Source organism: Nocardioides pelophilus (assembly GCF_014180685.1).
Lineage (GTDB): Bacteria > Actinomycetota > Actinomycetes > Propionibacteriales > Nocardioidaceae > Nocardioides > Nocardioides pelophilus.
In genome coordinates this window covers 17,295-37,406 of record NZ_JACEHF010000015.1, presented here as the reverse complement: position 1 = coordinate 37,406, position 20,112 = coordinate 17,295, and the positions used below count along the sequence as shown (strand labels likewise).

21 protein-coding genes and 1 tRNA gene are annotated in these 20,112 nt (G+C 70.5%); 8 read left to right on the top strand and 14 right to left on the bottom strand.

Going from position 1 to position 20,112, the window contains the following annotated elements; genetic code table 11:
* Positions 1 to 5: 5 nt before the first annotated feature.
* The 5 genes from pstB to H0488_RS05280 all read right to left on the bottom strand — a co-directional run bounded on the left by pstB (position 6) and on the right by H0488_RS05280 (position 4,863).
* Entirely contained in the window at positions 6 to 776 is a 771-nt protein-coding gene (gene pstB / locus H0488_RS05300; RefSeq protein WP_220794226.1) for a phosphate ABC transporter ATP-binding protein PstB, read from the bottom strand.
* A 128-nt stretch (positions 777 to 904) separates the two neighbouring features.
* Positions 905 to 1,870: a phosphate ABC transporter permease PstA gene (gene pstA, locus H0488_RS05295; RefSeq protein WP_183098241.1), complete on the bottom strand. Its 966-nt coding sequence runs from the start codon at positions 1,868 to 1,870 to the stop codon at positions 905 to 907.
* The gene (gene pstC, locus H0488_RS05290; RefSeq protein WP_183098240.1) at positions 1,870 to 2,811 is read right to left on the bottom strand and encodes a phosphate ABC transporter permease subunit PstC; all 942 of its coding nucleotides are present in this window, start codon (positions 2,809 to 2,811) and stop codon (positions 1,870 to 1,872) included. The genes pstA and pstC overlap by 1 nt, the downstream gene beginning before the upstream one ends.
* Before the next feature lie 26 nt (positions 2,812 to 2,837).
* Entirely contained in the window at positions 2,838 to 3,824 is a 987-nt protein-coding gene (locus H0488_RS05285; RefSeq protein WP_183098239.1) for a PstS family phosphate ABC transporter substrate-binding protein, read from the bottom strand.
* A 151-nt stretch (positions 3,825 to 3,975) separates the two neighbouring features.
* The gene (locus H0488_RS05280) at positions 3,976 to 4,863 is read right to left on the bottom strand and encodes an NUDIX hydrolase (protein ID WP_312856224.1); all 888 of its coding nucleotides are present in this window, start codon (positions 4,861 to 4,863) and stop codon (positions 3,976 to 3,978) included.
* A 46-nt stretch (positions 4,864 to 4,909) separates the two neighbouring features.
* Between H0488_RS05280 and H0488_RS05275 the strand changes: the two genes are divergently transcribed.
* The gene (locus tag H0488_RS05275; RefSeq protein ID WP_183098237.1) at positions 4,910 to 5,977 is read left to right on the top strand and encodes a hypothetical protein; all 1,068 of its coding nucleotides are present in this window, start codon (positions 4,910 to 4,912) and stop codon (positions 5,975 to 5,977) included.
* 3 nt (positions 5,978 to 5,980) lie between these two features.
* Here H0488_RS05275 and H0488_RS05270 read toward each other — a convergent pair whose 3' ends face one another.
* The 6 genes from H0488_RS05270 to H0488_RS05245 form a co-directional block, all read right to left on the bottom strand.
* Complete coding sequence (locus H0488_RS05270) at positions 5,981 to 8,296, bottom strand: heavy metal translocating P-type ATPase (RefSeq protein WP_220794219.1); 2,316 nt, start codon at positions 8,294 to 8,296, stop codon at positions 5,981 to 5,983.
* Positions 8,259 to 9,224: a DUF8832 domain-containing protein gene (locus H0488_RS05265; protein WP_220794218.1), complete on the bottom strand. Its 966-nt coding sequence runs from the start codon at positions 9,222 to 9,224 to the stop codon at positions 8,259 to 8,261. The genes H0488_RS05270 and H0488_RS05265 overlap by 38 nt, the downstream gene beginning before the upstream one ends.
* Positions 9,224 to 9,430, bottom strand: a complete 207-nt coding sequence (locus tag H0488_RS05260) for a heavy-metal-associated domain-containing protein (protein WP_446685602.1) — start codon at positions 9,428 to 9,430, stop codon at positions 9,224 to 9,226. Before H0488_RS05260 ends, H0488_RS05265 begins: the two co-directional genes overlap by 1 nt.
* 38 nt (positions 9,431 to 9,468) lie before the next feature.
* The gene (locus H0488_RS05255; protein ID WP_183098234.1) at positions 9,469 to 9,777 is read right to left on the bottom strand and encodes a metal-sensitive transcriptional regulator; all 309 of its coding nucleotides are present in this window, start codon (positions 9,775 to 9,777) and stop codon (positions 9,469 to 9,471) included.
* 55 nt (positions 9,778 to 9,832) lie between these two features.
* Positions 9,833 to 9,994, bottom strand: a complete 162-nt coding sequence (locus H0488_RS05250) for a hypothetical protein (RefSeq protein WP_183098233.1) — start codon at positions 9,992 to 9,994, stop codon at positions 9,833 to 9,835.
* A gap of 225 nt (positions 9,995 to 10,219) precedes the next feature.
* Positions 10,220 to 10,423 (bottom strand): cold-shock protein, encoded by a 204-nt coding sequence (locus H0488_RS05245; protein ID WP_038681651.1) that lies wholly within the window; start codon positions 10,421 to 10,423, stop codon positions 10,220 to 10,222.
* 305 nt (positions 10,424 to 10,728) lie between these two features.
* Between H0488_RS05245 and H0488_RS05240 the strand changes: the two genes are divergently transcribed.
* The 5 genes from H0488_RS05240 to H0488_RS05220 all read left to right on the top strand — a co-directional run bounded on the left by H0488_RS05240 (position 10,729) and on the right by H0488_RS05220 (position 15,398).
* Entirely contained in the window at positions 10,729 to 12,774 is a 2,046-nt protein-coding gene (locus H0488_RS05240; protein WP_312856223.1) for an MMPL family transporter, read from the top strand.
* Between the two features lie 10 nt (positions 12,775 to 12,784).
* On the top strand, positions 12,785 to 13,414 hold the full coding sequence (locus tag H0488_RS05235; RefSeq protein WP_183098232.1) for a DUF305 domain-containing protein: 630 nt from the start codon (positions 12,785 to 12,787) through the stop codon (positions 13,412 to 13,414).
* A 45-nt stretch (positions 13,415 to 13,459) separates the two neighbouring features.
* Positions 13,460 to 13,532 (top strand) — tRNA-Lys (locus tag H0488_RS05230).
* A gap of 24 nt (positions 13,533 to 13,556) precedes the next feature.
* Complete coding sequence (locus H0488_RS05225) at positions 13,557 to 14,612, top strand: NAD(P)H-dependent amine dehydrogenase family protein (RefSeq protein WP_183098231.1); 1,056 nt, start codon at positions 13,557 to 13,559, stop codon at positions 14,610 to 14,612.
* A 27-nt stretch (positions 14,613 to 14,639) separates the two neighbouring features.
* Entirely contained in the window at positions 14,640 to 15,398 is a 759-nt protein-coding gene (locus tag H0488_RS05220; protein WP_183098230.1) for an endo alpha-1,4 polygalactosaminidase, read from the top strand.
* Between the two features lie 37 nt (positions 15,399 to 15,435).
* Here the strand turns inward: H0488_RS05220 and H0488_RS05215 are convergent, their stop codons facing one another.
* Positions 15,436 to 15,834, bottom strand: coding sequence for a Fur family transcriptional regulator (locus H0488_RS05215; RefSeq protein WP_183098229.1), 399 nt, complete (start codon positions 15,832 to 15,834; stop codon positions 15,436 to 15,438).
* A gap of 118 nt (positions 15,835 to 15,952) precedes the next feature.
* On the opposite strand from H0488_RS05215, the gene H0488_RS05210 reads away from it, so the two are divergent.
* Positions 15,953 to 16,855, top strand: a complete 903-nt coding sequence (locus H0488_RS05210) for a hypothetical protein (RefSeq protein ID WP_183098228.1) — start codon at positions 15,953 to 15,955, stop codon at positions 16,853 to 16,855.
* Here the strand turns inward: H0488_RS05210 and H0488_RS05205 are convergent, their stop codons facing one another.
* The gene (locus H0488_RS05205; RefSeq protein ID WP_183098227.1) at positions 16,856 to 17,404 is read right to left on the bottom strand and encodes a GNAT family N-acetyltransferase; all 549 of its coding nucleotides are present in this window, start codon (positions 17,402 to 17,404) and stop codon (positions 16,856 to 16,858) included.
* A gap of 84 nt (positions 17,405 to 17,488) precedes the next feature.
* On the opposite strand from H0488_RS05205, the gene H0488_RS05200 reads away from it, so the two are divergent.
* Positions 17,489 to 18,172: a PaaI family thioesterase gene (locus tag H0488_RS05200; protein ID WP_183098226.1), complete on the top strand. Its 684-nt coding sequence runs from the start codon at positions 17,489 to 17,491 to the stop codon at positions 18,170 to 18,172.
* 77 nt (positions 18,173 to 18,249) lie between these two features.
* On the opposite strand, the gene H0488_RS05195 is transcribed toward H0488_RS05200, so the two are convergent.
* A complete protein-coding gene (locus H0488_RS05195; protein WP_183098225.1) occupies positions 18,250 to 19,746 on the bottom strand; it encodes an NAD(P)/FAD-dependent oxidoreductase in 1,497 nt (498 codons plus the stop codon).
* Positions 19,747 to 20,112 lie beyond the last annotated feature (366 nt).

Sequence of the window (20,112 nt, the reverse complement as noted above, 5' to 3'; positions counted from 1 at the left end):
GCCGATCAGCCGAAGCGACCCGAGATGTAGTCCTCGGTGCGCTTGTCCGCAGGGTTCGAGAACAGCTGCTTGGTGCGGTCGAACTCGACGAGCAGTCCGGTTCGGTTGCCGGTGGTCTCGTCGGGCTTGGCGGTGAAGAACGCCGTCCGGTCCGACACCCGCGCCGCCTGCTGCATGTTGTGGGTCACGATGATGATCGTGAAGTCCTTGCGCATCTGCAGCATCAGGTCCTCGATCTTCGCGGTCGCGATCGGGTCCAGCGCCGAGCACGGCTCGTCCATCAAGATGACGTCCGGCTTGGTGGCGATGGTCCGCGCGATGCAGAGCCGCTGCTGCTGACCGCCGGACAGGCCGTAGGCGGACTGCTTCAGCTTGTCCTTGACCTCGTCCCACAGGGCGGCTCCCCGGAGCGCCTCCTCGACCAGGTCGTCCATGTTGTCGACCTTCATGCCGATGACCCGCGGGCCGTAGGCGATGTTGTCGTAGATCGACTTGGGGAACGGGTTCGGCTTCTGGAACACCATGCCGATGTGCTGGCGCACGGCGATCGGGTCGACCTTGGGGCCGTAGATGTTCTGCCCGTGGTAGTTGATCTCGCCCTCGACGCGTGCGCCGGGCACCAGGTCGTTCATCCGGTTGAGGCAGCGGAGCACCGTCGACTTGCCACAGCCCGACGGGCCGATGAGCGCGGTGATCTCGTTCTTGCCGAAGGTCAGGTTGACGTCGTGGACCGCGTGGAAGTCGCCGTAGAAGACGTTGAGGTGGAACGTCTCCATGACGGACTCAGCCGGCACCTCACCGATGACGCTGTGCTTGGCCTCCTCGTCGATGGACAGCGAGAGGGCCGACGGCTCCCCCTCGGTGCTCGAGGTGGCCGTTGCGGGTTGGGTGGACATGCCGACTCCTACCAGGATCGCTGGAACTTGTTGCGGATGATGATGGCTATCGCGTTCATCCCGAGGATCATCGCCAGCAGCACGATGATCCCCGCGGACGCGGCCTCTTGGACTGCTTCCTGGGGGCTGCTCGCCATCCGGAAGATCTGCATGGGCAGGGCCTCCACCTTGCTGGTGAAGCCCGTGGGATCCCACTGCACGGCAGCGAGTCCGACCATGATCAGGGGCGCAGCCTCGCCGATCGCTCGCGAGAGCCCGAGGATCGTGCCGGTGGCGATCCCGGGGATCGCCGACGGCAACGTCTGTCGCCGGGTGGTCTGCCAGACGGTGGCCCCCAGCGCGAGCGAGCCCTGACGGATGTCCTGCGGGACAGCTCTCAGCGCCTCGCGCGTCGTGATGATGACGACCGGGAGGATCAGGAGCGCCAGTGCGATCGCACCGCCGATCACGATGCCCTTGAACTGGAAGCCCATCAGGCCCATGATCGCCGCGGCGAGCATGCCGTAGATGATCGACGGCACCGCTGCGAGGTTCTGCAGGTTGACCTCGATCATCCGGTTGTACCAAGTGCTCGAGTCGGCGAACTCCTCGAGGTACGTCGCCGCGGCGATGCCGAGCGGGATCGCGAGCAGCGCGGTGGTGATCATCAGCCACAACGAGCCGAGGATCCCACCACGGAACCCGGTGAAGTGGTTCGAGAGGTCCTCGACGGGGATTCCGCGCAGCTCGGAGAACTTCTGCGCCTGCTCGTGGGCGATGCTCTTTTCGTAGTCCGTGAAGAGGTAGTGGTCGAAGCGGCCCGAACCCTCGATCGCGGTGTCGATGATCAGCGCGAGGAGGACGACCACTCCGAAGAACAGCGAGAACCAGAGCACCCCGAGGAAGATGAGCGAGGCCAGGTTGCGGTCCTTGCTCTTCCCGGTGGCGATCGTCGACGTGGTGACTGCGCGCGCAGTCGTGGTTGCGGTGCTCATCAGTAGGCCTGCCTGAATCGACGGACGATCCGGATGCTGATCATGTTCATGACGAACGTGATCACGAACAGCAGCAGGGCCACTGCGAAGAGCATGTTGTACTCCGCCGACCCGGGCGGGTTCTCCCCGGCGGCGGTCTGCGCGATGAAGGCGGTCATCGTCTGGTGGCCCTCGGTGGGGTCGACCGAGGTGCTCTTCGCCGAGCCGCCCGCCAGGGCGACGATCATCGTCTCGCCGACGGCCCGCGAGAGCCCCAGCACCACTGCCGCTGCGACGCCCGAGAGCGCCGCCGGAAGGACGACCCGGACGGTGGTCTGCATCCGGTTGGCGCCCATCGCCAGGGACCCCTGACGCAGCGCCATCGGGACTGCCGAGAACGAGTCCTCCGACAGCGAGGCGATCGTCGGGATGATCATGACGCCGAGCACCAGCCCGGCGGCCAGCGAGTTCGTGAGGCTGACCTTGAGCTGCAGGATGTCGTTGAGCAGCGTCGGCGTCACGAACGACAACGCGAAGAACCCGTAGACGACCGACGGCACGCCCGCGAGCAGCTCGACGGTCGGCTTCAGCCACTTCCGTGCCCGCTTGGAGGCGTACTCGGAGAGGTACATCGCGGCGGCGAGGCCGATGGGCACGGCGACGAGGAGCGCGACGATCGTCGTGAGGGCGGTCCCCCAGAGCAGCGGCAGCACCGCGGGCTTGAGCTCACCGCTCTCGGCCGGGTCGCTCATCGCGAGGAAGTCGGAGAGCGGGACCTGCCGAAAGAAGTCGATCGCCGGCTGGAGCACCGCCAAGATGATGCCGATGGTGATGGCAACCGACAGGAGCGCCGCCGTACGCAGCAGCGCCTTGATGACCGTCTCGCCCGGACGGGACCGGGCTGTGAGGACGGGGGCCGGGCCCGCCCCGAGGGGCGGACCCGGCTCTTTGACGACCGTCATGTGATCAACCAGCTCCGAGGACCTGATCAGCCCGAGATACCCGCGAGAGCCTCTTGGGTCGCCGCGTAGTCCTCGTCGTTCAGCGGGATGAACAGCGCGCCCTCGGCGATGTCCGCCAGGTTCGCGATGTAGTAGTCCGTGAACTCCGCGACGGCCGGCTCCTCGGTGTACGACTTGTTGTTCACGTAGATGAACAGCGGCCGGGCGAGCGGCGTGTACGTGCCGTCCTGCGCGGTCTCAGCGGACGGCTCGACACAACCGGCGCCGCTGTCGATGGCCACGGCCTTCAGGGTGTCGGCGTTCTCCTCGTAGTAGGAGTAGCCGAAGAAGCCGACCGCACCTTCGGTGCCCGAGATGCCCTGGACGAGCACGTTGTCGTCCTCGGAGCTCTCGAAGTCGTTGCGGAGGGTCTCCGACTCGTCGCCGACGACGTCAGCAGCCATGTAGTCGTAGGTGCCGGAGTCGGTGCCGGGGATGAAGCCGGTGATCTTCTCGTCGGGGAAGTCCGGGTTGATGTCCTGCCAGTTCGTGGCGGTGGACTTGGGACCGAACAGGGCGACCAGCTCGTCGACCGTCAGGCAGTCGACGGCGAGGTCGGGGTGGACGGCGACGGTGAGCGCGTCGGTCGCGACGAGCAGCTCGGTGAACTCGATCCCGTTCTCCTCGCAGACCGGCACCTCCTCGTCGTCCTTGATCGGGCGCGAGGCGTCGGAGATGTCGGTGTCGCCGACGCAGAACTTCTCGAAGCCGCCACCGGTGCCGGACTCACCGACGGAGACCTCGATGGACGAACCCTCGGCCTTCATCAGCTGGCCGGCGGTGGAGGTCATCGGGTAGACCGTCGACGACCCGTCGACGATGACCTCACCGGTCACGCTCGTGTCGAGCCCGTTGCCGTCGCCAGTGCCGCCGTTGCCGTTGCCGTCGCTGTCGTCGCTACCGCAAGCGGTGAGGACCAGGGCCAGCGCGGCCAGGCCGGGCACGAGCGCCCGTCGAATGGGAGTGACGTTCAAGAGATCTGCCTCTCGGGAACTGAGGGGCATCGATCGTCGCCCCCCGAGTAGTTGTTCATTGGACGTCACCGACGCTAGGGACGCCGGGTAACGCAACCGTCCGACGCGTCTGAACGCACGGTGAACAGGCGACGAAGCGTCGCGTGCCGTCTCAGCCGATCCGGTGCCGCTCCACGGCGACGACGGCGCCCTTGCGCACGTGCGCCACCAGCATCTCGGCCGTCCCGAGCTCGTCACCGCGTTGTCCGGGCCTCAGCCCGAGAGCGTCGTACACGACAGGCAGGACGGGCCGGTGTGTGCAGATCACCGCACCCTGCTGACCTGCGATCAGCTCGTCGACGACCTTCTGGACGCCCTTGGCGGTCACCTGCTCCTCGCTGAGGCGCCGGCGGCTCTCGATGCCCCACCCCGTCGTGTCGGAGTAGGGCTTCACGGTCTGCAGGCAGCGGGTGCTGGGCGACGACACGATCCGGGTCACGTCGTACGCCGCCAGCAGGGGGACGATGCGATCCGCCTCGACCATCCCGGTCTTGAGAAGGGGGCGCAGCCGGTCGTCCCCGCGCCAGGCGCTGCGGGAGCGCGCCTTCGCGTGCCGGAGTACGACGACCGGGTGGGTGCGGCGGCGTACCTGCACGGCCTCGGCGAGGGTCTCCCGGTCGTACTGGTAGGTGAGCATCGCGTCGGCCTTGTCGATGCGCACCCAGGCGACCTGGTCGATCTCGTGGTTGGGTCGGTACAGGCTCACGTCGTCGTCACCGACGGCGCGACCGGCCCAGTAGGACACGGTCTTCATCCGCCGGTCCGTCGGGTAGCGCTGCGAGGTCAGCGGCGGACCGAGGCGCACGTGCACGCCGGTCTCCTCCGCCACCTCGCGGACGGCGGCCGCGGTCGGGTGCTCCCACCGCTCCAGCTTGCCCTTGGGGAAGGACCAGTCGTCGTACTTGGGGCGGTGCACCAGCAGCACCTCGCGGCCGGGCCGGAACGTCACCACACCGGCCGCCCGGACGTCCGGGGGCGACGAGGGGCTGCTCCTGGTCACGGCGTTAGTGTCACACCTGTCCGCCCCGGAGAGGAGACCAACCTCCATGTCGCTACCCCGTCGTCACCTGATCGTCATCGGCGTGGCGCTGCTGCTCGTGGCCGGGGTGGCCGTCGCCTGGTTCGTGACCTCGCGCGACGACGACGGCGACGCCGGGCGGCTCGGGTCCGCAGTGGCCCTGGCACCCGAGGGCAGCGACCGGCTCGGCTGGACCGACTGGGCAGGGCTTCGCGAGAACCTCGGGATCGACCTCACGGCCGCCTCGTCCACCACCGACGTCGAGGACTTCCTCGCGCAGGGTTTCGACGCCGACCTGACCTCGGCGTCAGCCCTGGTGTCGTCGGCACCCACGCTCCAGGAGGAGTTCGGCTGGTCCCCCGCCACCATCGACTGGGAGCTGTTCGCCCAGGGCGAGGAGGGCGCCATCGTGCTGATGGGCCTGCCCGAGTCCCTCGACCTCGACGAGGTCGAGAGCTCGCTCGCCGACCTGGGCTACCAGGAGCCGGACTCCGAGGACGGGTTCTGGCTCGGCGGTCCGGACCTGCTCGCGCGGTTGGGCAACACGCTGTCCCAGGAGCTGGCGTTCTTCACTCTCGATCGTGACCAGCGGGTGCTGGCGGCGAGCGACGACAGCGCCACGCTCGTCACCTGGCGCGACGAGCAGCGCGGAGAGGACCTCGACGACCCGGTGTCCGCGGTGACCGAGGACGTCGAGGGCGCGTTGTCGGCGTCGATCTACACCGGCGACCTCGCCTGCGTCGCGCTCGCGATCACCCAGGCCGACGACATCGACCGCACCCGGGCAGCCGAGCTGATCGACGAGGCCGGCGAGGTCAACCCTCTTCGCGCCTTCGCGATCGCCGAGCGGACCGACGGCGACGTCCGGGTCGCGATGGCGTTCGAGTCCGAGGAGCAGGCGCGCACCAACGCCGACACCCGCGCCGTCCTCGCTGCGGGGCCCGCCCCCGGTCAGGGCGGCTCCTTCCCCGACCGGTTCCACCTCGGCGACGTCACCGCCGACGGCGAGCTCGTGACCATGGACCTCGAGCCGGTCGAGGGCTCCTACGTGATGTCCGACCTCGCGAACGGCCCGGTGCTCTTCGCGACCTGCTGACGATCAGCGGGAGCCGCGGAACCTGCGCAGCCGGAGGCTGTTGGTCACGACGAAGACGCTGGAGGCGGCCATGGCGGCGCCGGCGAGCATCGGGTTGAGGAGGGCCGCGGCGGCCAGCGGCAGGGCCGCCACGTTGTAGGCGAACGCCCAGAACAGGTTGCCGCGGATCGTGGCGAGGGTGCGTCGCGACAGGCGTACGGCGTCCGCGGCCACCCTGAGGTCGCCGGAGACGATGGTCAGGTCGCTGGCCTCGCGGGCGACGTCGGTGCCGGTGCCCATCGCGATCCCGAGATCGGCCTGCGCCAGCGCGGCTGCGTCGTTGACCCCGTCGCCGACCATCGCGACCACCCGACCCTGGTCCTGCAGGGAGCGGACGAACGCGACCTTGTCGGCCGGGAGCACACCGGCGCGCACTTGGTCGATCCCGACCTCGGCCGCCACCGCGCGGGCCGCCCGCTCGTTGTCGCCGGTCAGGAGCACCGGGCTCAACCCGAGCGCCCGGAGCCGGGCGACGGCGTCCGCAGAGGAGTCCTTCACGGTGTCGGCCACCACGAGCACGCCGTACGCCCTGCCGGACCAGCCGACGACGACCGGGGTCGCGCCGCGGGCCTCGGCCGCAGCGACCGCGTCGGCCAACGGATCCGGGATGGTCAGGCCGCGCGCGGTCAGGAAGGCGGCGCGGCCGATGACGGCAGGGCGGCCGTCGACGCTGCCGGTCACACCGAGACCGGCCTCGTTCACGAAGTCGGCGAGGGTGCCGGTCGTCGCGCCGGCCGCGATCGCGCGGGCGATCGGGTGCTCAGAGGCGGCTTCGAGGGTCGCCGCGACCCGTCGTACGTCGTCGTCGGGGGCACCGTCCGCAACCACCGCGGTGAGCCGCATGTCGCCGGTCGTGACCGTGCCGGTCTTGTCGAGCACGACCGTGTCGACGGCGCGGGTGGCTTCGAGCACCTCGGGACCCCGGATGAGGATGCCGAGCTGCGCACCCCGCCCGGTGCCGACCATCAGCGCCGTCGGCGTGGCCAGCCCGAGGGCGCACGGGCAGGCGATGATGAGCACCGCGACGGCGGCGGTCAGCGCGATCTCCCAGCCCGCGTCGGCGCCGAGCCAGAAGCCGAGCGTGCCGAGCGCGAGGGCGATCACGACCGGGACGAAGACGCCGGAGATCCGGTCCGCGAGCCGCTGCGCCTTCGCCTTGCCGGACTGCGCCTCCTCGACCAACCGGGCGAGCTGGGAGAGGTGGGTGTCGGCGCCGACCCGGGTCGCGCGCACCACCAGGCGGCCGGCCGTGTTGAGGGTCGCGCCGACGACCTCGTCACCGGGGCCGACCTCCACCGGCACCGACTCGCCCGTGAGCATCGACGCGTCGACGGCGGAGTGGCCGGTGACCACCTCGCCGTCGGTGGCGAGCTTCTCGCCGGGGCGCACGACGAACAGGTCGCCCACCGCCAGCTGCTCGACGGGGATCCGTCGCTCCGGACCGTCCGGTCCGTCAGGGAGTACGGCGACCTCGCGCGCGCCGAGGTCCGCCAGCGCACGTAGGGCGTCACCCGCCCGGCGCTTGGCCCGCTTCTCGAAGTAGCGCCCCGCGAGCAGGAACGTGGTGACGCCGGCCGCCACCTCGAGGTAGATGTCGCCCAGGCCGGACGCTGGCCCCGCGTCGCGGTCCGGGACCAGGTCGAACGGGTGGGACATGCCCGGCACGCCCGCGGTGCCCCAGAACAGGGCGACCAGCGACCAGCCGAAGGCGGCCAGCACGCCGAGCGAGACCAGCGTGTCCATCGTGGTCGCGCCGTGCCGCAGGTTGGTCCACGCCGCCCGGTGGAACGGCCAGGCGCCCCAGGTCGCGACCGGCGCGGCAAGGGTCAGCGACGCCCATTGCCAGTACTCGAACTGCAGCGCGGGCACCATCGCCATCGCGATCACCGGGACCGCGAGGACCACCGCTCCCACCAGTCGGTCGCGGAGCGCGGTCAGCTCGCGGTCGGCCGGCGAATCGCCCCCGCCGGTGCCACGGTCGCCACCGGCGCCGCCCCGGGCGTCGGCCAGGGGCGAGCGGGGCACGGAGGCGCCGTAGCCGGCGCCGGCCACCGTGCCGATGAGGGCGTCGGCGTCCACGTCGGCCGGGGCGGTGACGGTGGCGCGCTCGGTGGCGTAGTTGACCGTCGCGGTGACGCCCTCGAGCTTGTTGAGCTTGCGCTCGATGCGGTTGGCGCACGACGCGCAGGTCATGCCGGTGATGTCGAGGTCGACCTCGACCAGCGGCTCGGCCTGCGAGGTGTCAGTGGCCATGACCCTCACCGTCGTCGTGGTCGTCATCGCCGTGGTCGTCACCCTCGCCGCCCATGTCCTCGTCCATGTCCTCGTCCATGTCCTCGTCCGTGTCGCCGCCGCCCGTCTCGTCATCCCCTGCGTCGCCGACGGTGATCGTGAAGTCCGCCGTGTGCACGCGGTCGCCGTGCTTGAAGTCGAGGAACAGTCGGTAGCGACCGTCCTCCTCGAACTCGGCGTGGAACCCGATCTCCGGACCGGGCGTGCTCTCCTCCGGGTGCACGTGCAGGTAGGCGAGGTCGTCGGCCCGGATGGCGACCAGGTGCCCGTAGGCGCCCAGGTAGGGCTGCAGGTCGGTGACCTCGGCGCCGTCGCGGGTCACGTGCAGGGACACCGTCGAGGTGGCAGCGTCCCGCTCGAGGTGGACCTCGTAGCCGTCGACCCGTGACGTCAGCCGATCGGGACCGAGCTCCTCGGGCGTGAAGTCGCCCGCGACCATCAGCTCGGCCTCGGCCACCGTGGGGTCCTCGTCGGTCGGCGCGAAGTCGGCGTACAGCTGCCAGGAGCCCGCGCCGAGGTCGATCGGCACTTCCCACTGGCCGGTCCCGGGGTCGAGCCGCGGGTGGACGTGGCGGAACTCGGCGAGGTCGCGTCGTACGGCGATCAGGTGCAGCTGCTTCTCGTGCTGCACGTCGTAGGACGTGACCGGGTCGCCGGACTCGTCGAGGATCCGGAAGGCGACCGTCGGCCGCCCGCTCGCGACGACGTCCTGCGCGAGCGCGAGCTCGTAGTCCGCGTCGTGCCCGTGGCCGTCGGCCGGCTCGAGGTGCACCCGGGCGCTGTCGCTGTCGTGACCGGTGTCGTGGCCGTCGTCGTCGGTGTCGAACGGCCCGGCCGTCTGCCCGATCCAGAGCGCGACCCCGAACACGACGACCAGCGCAGCGACGTACGCCAGGATCTTCTGCCAGGTCCGCATCAGACGAGGGTGTAGCCGGCTTCGGCCACAGCAGCGTCGACCGCGGCCCGGTCGAGCGGGCCGGCGCTGGTCACGACGACCGCACCGGTCTCGACGGTGACGGCGACGTCCTCGACCCCGGGGATCTCACGGATCTCCTCGGAGACCGACGCGGCGCAGTGCCCACACGTCATCCCGGTCACCTGCCAGGTGCTCTGCTCGCTCACTTCTCTCCTCATTTCCGACTGGGTGTCCGACGGTCCGCTCAGGAACGGACCAGGCGGCTGATGGCGGCGACCGCCTCGGAGACCTTCTCCTGGGCCTCGGCGTCGCCCGCCCGTGCTGCGTCGACGACGCAGTGGTTCATGTGCTCCTCGAGGAGCTGGATCGAGAAGGAGTGCAGTGCGCTCGTCATCGCTGACACCTGGGTGAGGATGTCGATGCAGTACTTCTCCTCCTCGACCATGCGCTGCAGGCCGCGGGCCTGGCCCTCGATCCGGCGCAGACGCTTGAGGTGGTCGTCCTTGCGGCCGATGTAGCCGTGCTGATGCTCGTGTTCCACACCCGACACCATACCCCCCTAAGGTATGAAGTCAAGCCGGCGAAGCGATCGCCGCGCAGGGTCCTCGTCAGGCCACGTCGTCGTCGGGCTCGACGCCCAGGATCTTGTCGATCTCGTCGACCGGGAGCGGGCCGTCGGAGGCGGTCGCGGCGATGATGAGGTTCGTCGTCAGCTCGACCTCGACGAGCAGGTCGGAATCCTCGAGGGCCACGTCGAACGGGTCCGCCACGACTGATTCCGCCTCCCGAGTGTGGACGACTGGTCGTCCCCCACTCCCTCGCGCTTGGGGCACACCGGTGCCATTCCGGACCATCCTGCCCAACGATGGGCGCTCGAAACCAGAAAGTCGCGAAAATTTGACGAGGCCCTGCCGGGGAACCCGACAGGGCCTCGCCTGAAGACTGATGTCTCCCGAGAGTCCGGGGCCGTCAGGCCCCGGTTCGATCCTTGCGGATCAGAGAGGGCGAACGTTCTCCGCCTGAGGACCCTTCGGTCCCTGGGTGACGTCGAACTCAACCTTCTGGTTGTCCTCCAGCGACTTGTAGCCGTTGGACTGAATCGCCGAGTAGTGCACGAAGACGTCGTCGCCGCCGCCCTCCTGCTCGATGAAGCCGAAACCCTTCTCGGCGCTGAACCACTTCACGGTGCCCTGAGCCATTGTGCTCGTAACTCCTATTGTCGGGGCGAGAGCCGCCACCTCGGCGACCCGCAGCGGATGCGATGACACGTCGCTCCGACCCGTGATGGGACACCACAAACCAGACACGCCGTTGGCCACAGACTCCGCAGGCGTCAAACCTTGAAGGAACTGCATCCACTGCAGCGCCGACACTACCAAGCCAGGCCGACACCGGAAGTGCCGATCGCGCACGATCTCACCGAACGGCGTGAAGGTTCTGCTACGCCGGTGTGACGAGGAGTGGAACACCGAGCGGGCTAGGCGCGTCCTCCTACGATCGGGAGGTGCCCGCCGCCGACGTCGACCCGCCCGCGCGACAGCGGCTCGCGACCCGTGGCGGCGCGGCCCTGGTCACCCTCGTGTTCGTCCTGCTGTCGGGCGCGATGTTCGCGCTCGCGCCGGAGGCGCAGGAGTCGAACGCGCCGACGGCCGGCCTGCCGGACTCGGCGGAGTCGACCGAGGTGGCGCGGCTTCGCCAGACCCTGCCCTCGAGCGGCATCGCGCCCGCGATCGTCGTGGTCACCCGCGACGACGGCGTCCTCAGCGAGGACGACCGGACGGCGATCGCGGCTCTCGCGGTGAAGCTGGCGGACTTCTCGGTCACGGGCGCCGACCCCGAGCCGGCGTACGCGCCGGAGGGAGAGGTGGGCCTGGTCGTGGTACCCCTCGACGAGGCGACGGGCTACAGCCAGATCGACAGCCTGCGGACGACGGCCGGCGAGGCGCTTCCGAGCGGTCTCGACGTCGAGGTGACCGGTGGTCCCGCCTTCGAGGCCGACATCAAGGACGTCTTCGCGGGAGCCGACGTCCGCCTGCTGGTGGCGACCGCACTGGTGGTGGCGCTGCTGCTCCTGATCACCTATCGCAGCCCGTGGCTGTGGCTGGTCCCCCTGGTCGTCGTGGCCGTCGGCGACCGGGTCGCCGCGCTCGCGGTCGCGGTGGCGACGCAGGCGTTCGACTACACCGTCGACGGGTCGACCATCGGCATCACCTCCGTCCTGGTCTTCGGGGCGGGCACCAACTACGCCCTGCTGCTGATCGCGCGCTACCGCGAGGAGCTGCGACGGCACGAGGACCGGTTCGTCGCGATGCAGGCCGCCTGGCGCGGCGCCGCCCCGGCCGTCATCGCGAGCTCGGCGACCGTCACCCTCGCCCTGCTGACGCTCTCCTTCGCGGACAGTCCCTCCAACCGCGCGCTCGGCTGGTCGGCCGCGATCGGCATCGTCGTCGCCGTGCTGTTCGGTCTGGTCGCGCTGCCGGCGGTGATGGTGCTCTTCGGGCGCGGGCTGTTCTGGCCGTTCGTGCCGCGCCCCGGTCAGGAGGACCCGTCGCGTTCCGGTCCTTGGGCGCGTGCGGCCGCGGCCGTCGTCCGGCGGCCGATGACGTTCGCCGCCGGCTCGACGGTCGTGCTCGCGATGCTCGCGGCCGGCGCGCTGAGCCTCGACGTCGGCCTGACCCAGAACGAGCGGTTCCGCGAGAAGCCCGAATCGGTCTCGGGCCAGGAGACCCTCGCCCGCGCCTTCCCCGCCGGGTTCGCCGAGCCCAACGTCGTCCTGGCCGAGCCGGACCGGGCCGACGCGGTGCAGCAGCAGGTCTCCGCCGTGGAAGGGGTCTCCTCGGTCCGGCCCGCCGGGTCGTCCGACGCCTGGACCCGGCTGGACGTCGTGCTCGAGAGCGCCCGCGGCTCCGCCGCGTCCGAGGCGACGATCGAACGCCTGCGGGACGAGCTCGGTACGGCGGCGCTGGTCGGTGGTCCGGACGCCGAGGACGTCGACGCGGCTGACGCGGCCGCCGACGACCGGCTCCTGATCATCCCCTTGGTGCTGCTGATCGTGCTGGCGATCCTGCTGGTCCTGCTGCGCTCACTGGTCGCCGCGGTGGTGCTGGTGGGCACCGTCGTCGCGACCTACGCGTCGGCCATGGGGGCCGGCTGGTTCCTGTTCACCCACGTCCTCGACTTCCCGGCGCTGGACCTCCAGGTCCCGTTGTTCGCGTTCATCTTCCTGGTCGCGCTCGGCGTCGACTACAACATCTTCCTCGCGACCCGGGCGCGCGAGGAGGCCGCCGACAAGCCGATCGCCGAGGCGATGAGCTCCGCGCTGGCCGTGACCGGCGGCGTCATCACCAGCGCCGGCGTGGTGCTGGCCGCCGTCTTCGCGGTGCTCGGCGTGCTGCCGCTGGTGACGCTCACGCAGATCGGCGTCATCGTCGGCATCGGCGTGCTCCTCGACACCCTGGTCGTCCGCACCCTGCTCGTGCCTGCGCTGGCCACCTCGATCGGGGAGCGCTTCTGGTGGCCGCGCCACCCGGGTCGGGACCGACGCTCCTAGACTGCGCGGGATGTCCAAGCACACCCCGCTGATCCCCGTCGCGACCCTCGCCCTCCTGCTCGGCGCGCTCGCCGGCTGCGGTGGCGACGACGACGAACCCGCTCCGGCGCCGGCGGTGCACACCGCGTCCAACGGCGACGTCTTCAACGACGCGGACGCGGCCTTCGCGTCCGACCTGCTGCAGCACGACGCGCTGGCCCTGGTGCTCGTCGACCTTACCCGTGACGCCGACGTGTCGCCGGAGCTGCAGGTGGTCGCCGACGAGATCCTGGCCGTCCACGGGCCCGAGATCCAGACCCTCACCGAGTGGCTCGGCGACTGGGACCTGCCGGTGCCCGAGACGATCCGCGACCACGCCAACGCCCACGCCGAGGAGCGCGGCGAGATCCTGGAGATCCCCGGCGGCGACCTCCCCGGCATGCCCGCCCACGCCGACGTGGAGGAGCTCGAGGACCTGGACGGCCCCGCCTTCGAGCAGCGGTGGCTGGAGCTGATGATCACCCACCACGAGGGCGCGATCACCCTGGCCGAGGAGCAGGTCGAAGCCGGGCGGTACGCCGGGGCCGTCGACCTGGCCAGCGCGGTCGCCGACACCCAGCAGGCGCAGGTCGAGCAGATGCAGGCGCTGCTCGCCGAGTGAGTCGGCCTGCGATACTTCACTGCGGCCGCAGCGCCTGGCGGCCAGGGGCCCCTAGCTCAATTGGCAGAGCTGAGGACTTTTAATCCTTAGGTTGTGGGTTCGAGTCCCACGGGGCCTACCCAGGAGAAATCGAGGAGAGCGCGTGTCCCTCCGTGTCATCCAGTGGGCGACCGGCGGGGTCGGGCGCGCCGCGATCGAGCACATCCAGCGGCATCCCGACCTCGAGCTCGTCGGCTGCTGGGTGCACTCGGCCGAGAAGGCCGGGAAGGACGTCGGCGAGATCCTCGGGACCGAGCCGATCGGCGTCGTCGCGACCGACGACATCGAGGCGATCCTGGCGATGGACGCGGACTGCGTCCTCTACTCCCCCCTCATGCCGAACCCGAAGGAGGTCGCGGCGCTCCTCCGCTCGGGGAAGAACGTGGTCACCCCGCTCGGTTGGTTCTGGCCGTCGGCCGAGGAGCGGGCGCGGATGGAGCCGGCCGCGCTCGAGGGCGGCGTCACCCTGCACGGCACCGGCATCGACCCGGGCGGGGCCACCGAGCAGCAACCCTTGTTCTTCGCGGGGTTGTCCTCGGCGATCACGTTCGTGCGGGGTGAGGAGTGGTCCGACATCCGCACCTACAACGCCCCGGACGTCGTACGCCACATCATGGGGTTCGGCGGCACGCCCGAGGAGGCCCTGTCCGGCCCGATGCTGGCGCTGCTCAGCAACGGCTTCGAGCAGTCGGTGCGGATGTCCCTCGACACCCTCGGGTTCGCCGACGCCGAGATCCGGTCCCACCGCGAGGTCGCCGTCGCCACCGCCCCGATCGAGTCGCCGATCGGCACCGTCGAGCCCGGCCAGGTCGCCGCGCAGCGGTTCTCCTGGGAGGCGTACGTCGGCGAGACCCTCGTCGTACGGGTCGCCGTGAACTGGCTGATGGGCGACGAGCACCTGGACCCGCCGTGGACCTTCGGCCCCGGCGGGGAGCGGTTCGAGGTCGAGGTGAAGGGCGACCCGGACTGCCACGTGACGATCCACGGCTGGCACCCGGCGACGGTCGCAGCCGGCCTCGAGCGCAACCCGGGAATCGTCGTCACGGCCGCGCACTGCGTGAACTCGATCCCCTACGTCTGCGCGGCCGACCCCGGCATCGTCACGTTCGTCGACCTGCCGCTGGTGACCGGCCGGGCGCACCCGGACCTGGCCCGCTGACCCCCGCTCCGCGTCTACCCTGACCAGATGCATGCGTGGGTGGTCGCAGTCGTCCTGGCCGCGACGATGGCCGTCGCCGGACCGGCAGCGGCCGAGCCGCTCCCCCCGGGCGACGTCGACTACCAGCTCGGCGGCGAGTGGGACGAGGTCCCCGCCCGGGTCACGATCGTGGTGCGCGACCGGTTGGCCGAGCCGCTCGCCGACCGCTACAACATCTGCTACGTCAACGGCTTCCAGACCCAGCCCGACGAGCGGCGGTTCTGGCGGCGCCACCACTGGCGGCTGGTGCTCAAGGACGACGGCCGCCCCGTCGTCGACGAGGTGTGGGGAGAGTGGCTGCTCGACATCCGCACCCGCGCCAATCGCAGGGCGCTCGCCGAGATCGTCGGCCGGTGGACCGACCGCTGCGCGGCCGACGGCTTCGACGCGGTCGAGTACGACAACCTCGACTCGTTCAGCCGCAGCCACCGGCTGATCACGCGGCGGCAGGCGAAGGCGTTCGCCCGTCTGCTCGTCCGGGCCGCCCACGACGCCGGGCTGCCGGTCGGGCAGAAGAACTTCGCCGAGTGGGACGGGTCCACGATCGGCTTCGACTTCGCGGTCGCCGAGTCCTGCGGCCAGTGGCGGGAGTGCGACCGCTACGAGGCGTCGTACGGCGACCAGGTGCTGGCCATCGAGTACGACCGCACGTACTTCCGGCGCACCTGCAACCAGTACGGCGACCTGTGGCCCGTCGTCCTTCGCGACCAGGCACTCACGCCTTCCGGCGTGCACGCCTGGTGCTGAACCGCAGACCGCTGAACCGCTGAGCCGGACGCTCAGGTCAGGTCCGGCAGTCGGCGCAGATCCCGAACAGCTCGAGGCTGTGGCTGACCTCGGCGAAGTCGTGCTCGCGAGCCACCGCGTCGGCCCAGGACTCGACCGCCGGCCCGGTCACCTCGACGGTGCGACCGCAGGAGCGGCAGACCAGGTGGTGATGGTGCTCGGTGCTGCACTGGCGGTACGACGACTCCCCTCCCGGTCCCTGGAGGACGTCGACCTGTCCGGCCTCGGCCATCGCCTGGAGGGTGCGGTAGACCGTGGCCAGGCCCACCTTCTCGCCCGCGCGCCGGAGGGTGTCGTGGATGTCCTGGGCGCTCTGGAAGTCGGCCGCACCTTGCAGCGCCTCGTTGATCGCGCGGCGCTGGCGGGTCGGCCGCAACGTCGTCGACGGCTCGTCCACGTCGTCCTCCTCCGTAGGATGAGACTCAGTCTCAATCTACCGCCCGACCGTGGTGAAACCGGCCCCGCGCCTGTCCGATCCGGCGTAGATTCGCGCCCGGAGGAAGGGAGGCCTCGCGTTGGGGGACCTGGACGACATCGATTTCGGCGCGGACACCGACGCCATCAGGCGATGGCTCGCCAAGCGGGCGACGTACGCCGAGGACCCCGTCGACCCCGTCCGCGGCGGCAAGCACCGGGTCGATCCTCCGGGCACGGTCGACCCGCAGCGACTGTCGGTGCCGAACGCACGCGACGCCGGGAGGGACGTGCTCGCGGCGCTGGTCACGCCGGTCCCGCCGGCCCCCCGGAAGTACGAGACGCCGTTCCTGCCGCCGGAGCGGACGTCGGAGGAACCCGCTGAGGTCCCGCCTCCTGCGGACGCGACCGAGATCGCCGGCCCCGCCGACGCCGAGGTCGAGCCGGCGCAGAGCAGCCACCCGGCCACGCCGACGTCCCCCACCGGCACGAAGCCGAACCAGGCCTCGCCGTACGCCTCGACGCCGGAGGAGGAGGAGAGGCGGCTCCAGAGCCGCTCCACCAACGCCGTGTTCAAGCCGCGCCACGCAGCGCGGAACGTGATCACCGGCGTCGTGATCCTCGTCGCGGCACTGACGGTCGGCGCCGGCTATCTCGCCTACCAGGAGCGGACCAACGTCATGTACGGCCTGGTCGTGCTGCTGATCATCCTCACCATCATCGTGTGGGCCGTGCGGGCGACGACCACGGTCACCGAGCTGGCGGTGATCCGCGGGCAGCTGGAGATGATCCACGACGGCAAGTTCGAGGTCATCGACCTCGCCAGCCCCTACACGCCGGTGCTGGTCGAGGGACGTGCCGGTCACCGCAGCTGGCGGGTGTTCATCGAGCGTCACGACCGTCCGCTGCTGGAGATCGACAGCAGCGTCGTCGACCCGCACCACTTCACCGCGGTGCTGCAGCAGATCCGTCCCGAGCTGCGATCGGACCGGACCACCGACTGACTAGATCGGCGCGGGGATCCAGTAGCGCCGCTTGTCGTTGCGCTCGTCCTCGAACACCCCGCCGCCCGCCTCGATGGTGCCCGCGGACGCGACGTTGCCGGTGTCGCAGGTCACGAGCACCCGCTCGATGCCGAGCTCGCCGGCTCGGTGTACGCCCAGCGCCAGCGCTCGGGTGGCGTGCCCCCGCCTGCGCCGCGCCGGTCGCACCGAGTAGCCGATGTGGCCACCCTCCTGGAGCAGCCAGTCGTTGAGCTCGTGCCGGAGGTTGAGGAAGCCGATCACCTCGTCGTCCGGGCCGCCGTCGCCGGCCGTGATCCAGAAGTACGTCGACGCGACCCGGCCGCTCCCCGCAACGACCTGCACCGCCGGGTCGGCGGTGCTGCACTCCGCCAGCACGGCGATGAACTCCTCGCAGCACTCCTCCGTCGGCTCGAGCGGGTGAGCGAGGTTCCACGCGCCGGCGCCGTGCAGGAACTCGTCGCCGAAGTCCTCCACGGTCGCGGCCCAGCTGGGGAACCACCGGATGTCGGGCAGCACGAGTGCGGTCATGGAGCGATTCCATCAAGCAGTGACTCTCGTCGCACTACGTTTTCCCACCGACTCGGTCACAAGAACGTGTTCTAGTGTGGCTGCATGAGCAGGTTCGAGATCGAGCACGCCACCGACGAGGAGATCGCCCAGGAGGCGGCGCTCTACGCACCGTTCACCGAGGCGGTGCGGGCGCTGGTCGACGCGACGATCCGGACCGAGGTCGACGCCGACGAGATCCGCTCCGCTCAGGCCGAGGTCGAGGCGATCGTCGAGCGGCTGCGGAAGCAGCAGATGGAGGGCGCGTACGGCGTCCGCTTCCGCGCCGACGGCAAGCGCGGCCGCAACTGGGGCAACGCCGTGATGGGGCTGCGCAACCCGATCGCTCCCCCGCTCGACGTGCGCAGCGACGGCCAGGGGAAGGCGTGGAGCGACTTCCACCTCGGCGCGGCCTACGAGGGCCCGCCGGGACTCGTCCACGGCGGCGTCGTCTCGCTGATGCTGGACCAGGTGCTCGGGCACGCCGTCAGCACCAGCGGCCGGCCCGGGATGACCGGCACGCTCACCATCGTCTACCGCCAGGGGACGCCGCTGGGCGACCTGCGCTGCGAGGCCTGGGTCGACCGCCGCGAGGGCATCAAGACCTGGGGCAAGGGGCGGATCCTGACCACCGACGGCGAGGTGACCGCCGAGGCGGAGGGCGTGTTCATCCTGCCCAAGTGGGCGCGCGACCTCGACCGCTTCCGCGCCGCAGCCGAGGCGACCGAGTCCGCCTTCGAGCTCGAGTAGTCAGCCGGCAGCGCGGCGGGACGCGAACGGCGCAAGCTTGCTCGCCCCGCTCCTGCGCCGGAGACGCGCTCGGCCGATCAACCGACCTTGACGCCGCGGGCCTGCTCGTCGGTGAGCCGGACCTCCTCGAGGGCCTGGCGCTCGAGCTCCTCGCGCCGTCGGCGCTCGGCCTCGGCGTCGTACTCCCCCGGTTGGGAGACCAGGTCGGCCGCACCGCCCTGGAGCCGTTGGAGCGCGACCCGGGCGAAGATCTGCTGCTCGGTCGAGGTGCGCTCCGAGCGACCGCGGCCCAGGAACGAGACCAGCCAGTGGAGCACGGCGGTGACCCGGTTCTTGAACCCGGTGATGTAGACGAGGTGGACCGCGAGCCACATCAGCCAGGCCAGGAAGCCGGTGAACCGCAGCTTCCCGACGGCGGCCACGGCCCGGAACCGGCTGATGATGGCCATCGAGCCCTTGTCGAAGTACTTGAACGGCTTCTGCGGGGCCTTGCCCTTGAGCCGGCCGTCGATCTCCTTGGCGGCGTACTTCGCGCCCTGGATCGCGACCTGGGCGACGCCCGGGAGGTTGTCGAGGGAGATCATGTCGCCGATGACGAAGACCTCCGGGTAGCCCGGGAGGGTGAGGTCGGGGTTGACCGCGATCCGACCGGCCCGGTCGAGCGGGGCGCCGGTCTGCTCCGAGAGGGTCTTGCCCAACGGGCTGGCCTGGACCCCGGCCGCCCACACCTTGGTGACAGCCGAGATCCGCTCCTGGGTGCCGTCCTTGTACTTCACGACCAGACCGCGCTCGTCGACCTCCGAGACCAGCGCGCCGAGCATCACCTCGACACCGAGGTCCTCGAGCTTCTTCTTCGTCCAGGCGCCCAGCTTCGCCCCGAAGGGCGGCAGCACCTGGGGCGCGGCGTCGACCAGGATCACCCGGGCCTTCCGGGTGCTGATCGCGCGGAAGTCACGGGTCAGGGTGCGGTGGGCGAGCTCGGCGATCTGGCCGGCCATCTCGACCCCGGTGGGGCCGGCGCCGACGACCACGAAGGTCAGCAGGTGGTCGACGTTCTCGCCGCGAGCCGCGCCGAGCTCGGCCATCTCGAACGCGCCGAAGATCCGGCCCCGCAGCTCGAGGGCGTCGTCGATGCTCTTCATGCCGGGGGCGAACTCGGCGAACTGGTCGTTGCCGAAGTAGGACTGGCCGGCGCCGGCGGCGACGATCAGCGAGTCGTACGGCGTGACCAGCTCGCGGCCGAGCACGTGCGAGGTGACGGTCCGCGCCTCGAGGTCGATGTCGGTGACCTGGCCGAGCAGCACCTGGGCGTTCTTCTGCCGGGCCAGCACCTCGCGCGTCGGAGGCGCGATCTCGCCCTCGGACAGGATCCCCGTCGCCACCTGGTAGAGCAGCGGCTGGAACAGGTGGTGACTGGTCTTCGCGACCATGGTCACGTCGACGTCGGCACGCTTGAGCGCCTTGGTGCCGAAGAGCCCGCCGAAGCCGGACCCGATCACGACGACCTGGTGGCGCTCGGAACGGGGGACCATCGCGCGCTCGATCGGCGCGTCGGTCGCTGTCTCGTCGGTCATGTGAGCCTCCTGTGACTTCGGTGGGGTGCTCGGGCCGGATCGGTCAGGACGGCGTCGTCGTGCCTGGCTCCATCTTCCCGTGCGCGCCGACCTGCTCCCAAAAGGCGGACCCCGTCGTCGCCTGTCGGCTGGGTCACAGCGCCGCGGGATCCGACCCCATCGCCTGGTCCACCATCGTCCCGCCCCGCGGGCCTACCCTGGGATCGGCTCGGGGACGCGTCAGAATCACGAACGAACTGTTGGCGATCTGATGTTTTGACCGCCGTGGATCAGGGTAGTTGACCCTGGATTCCTGCAGGATGACCGACCCAAAATCAGCGACTCGGGCACCGGACCTGCCCGCGAGGGCTACCCGCAAGGGGCACA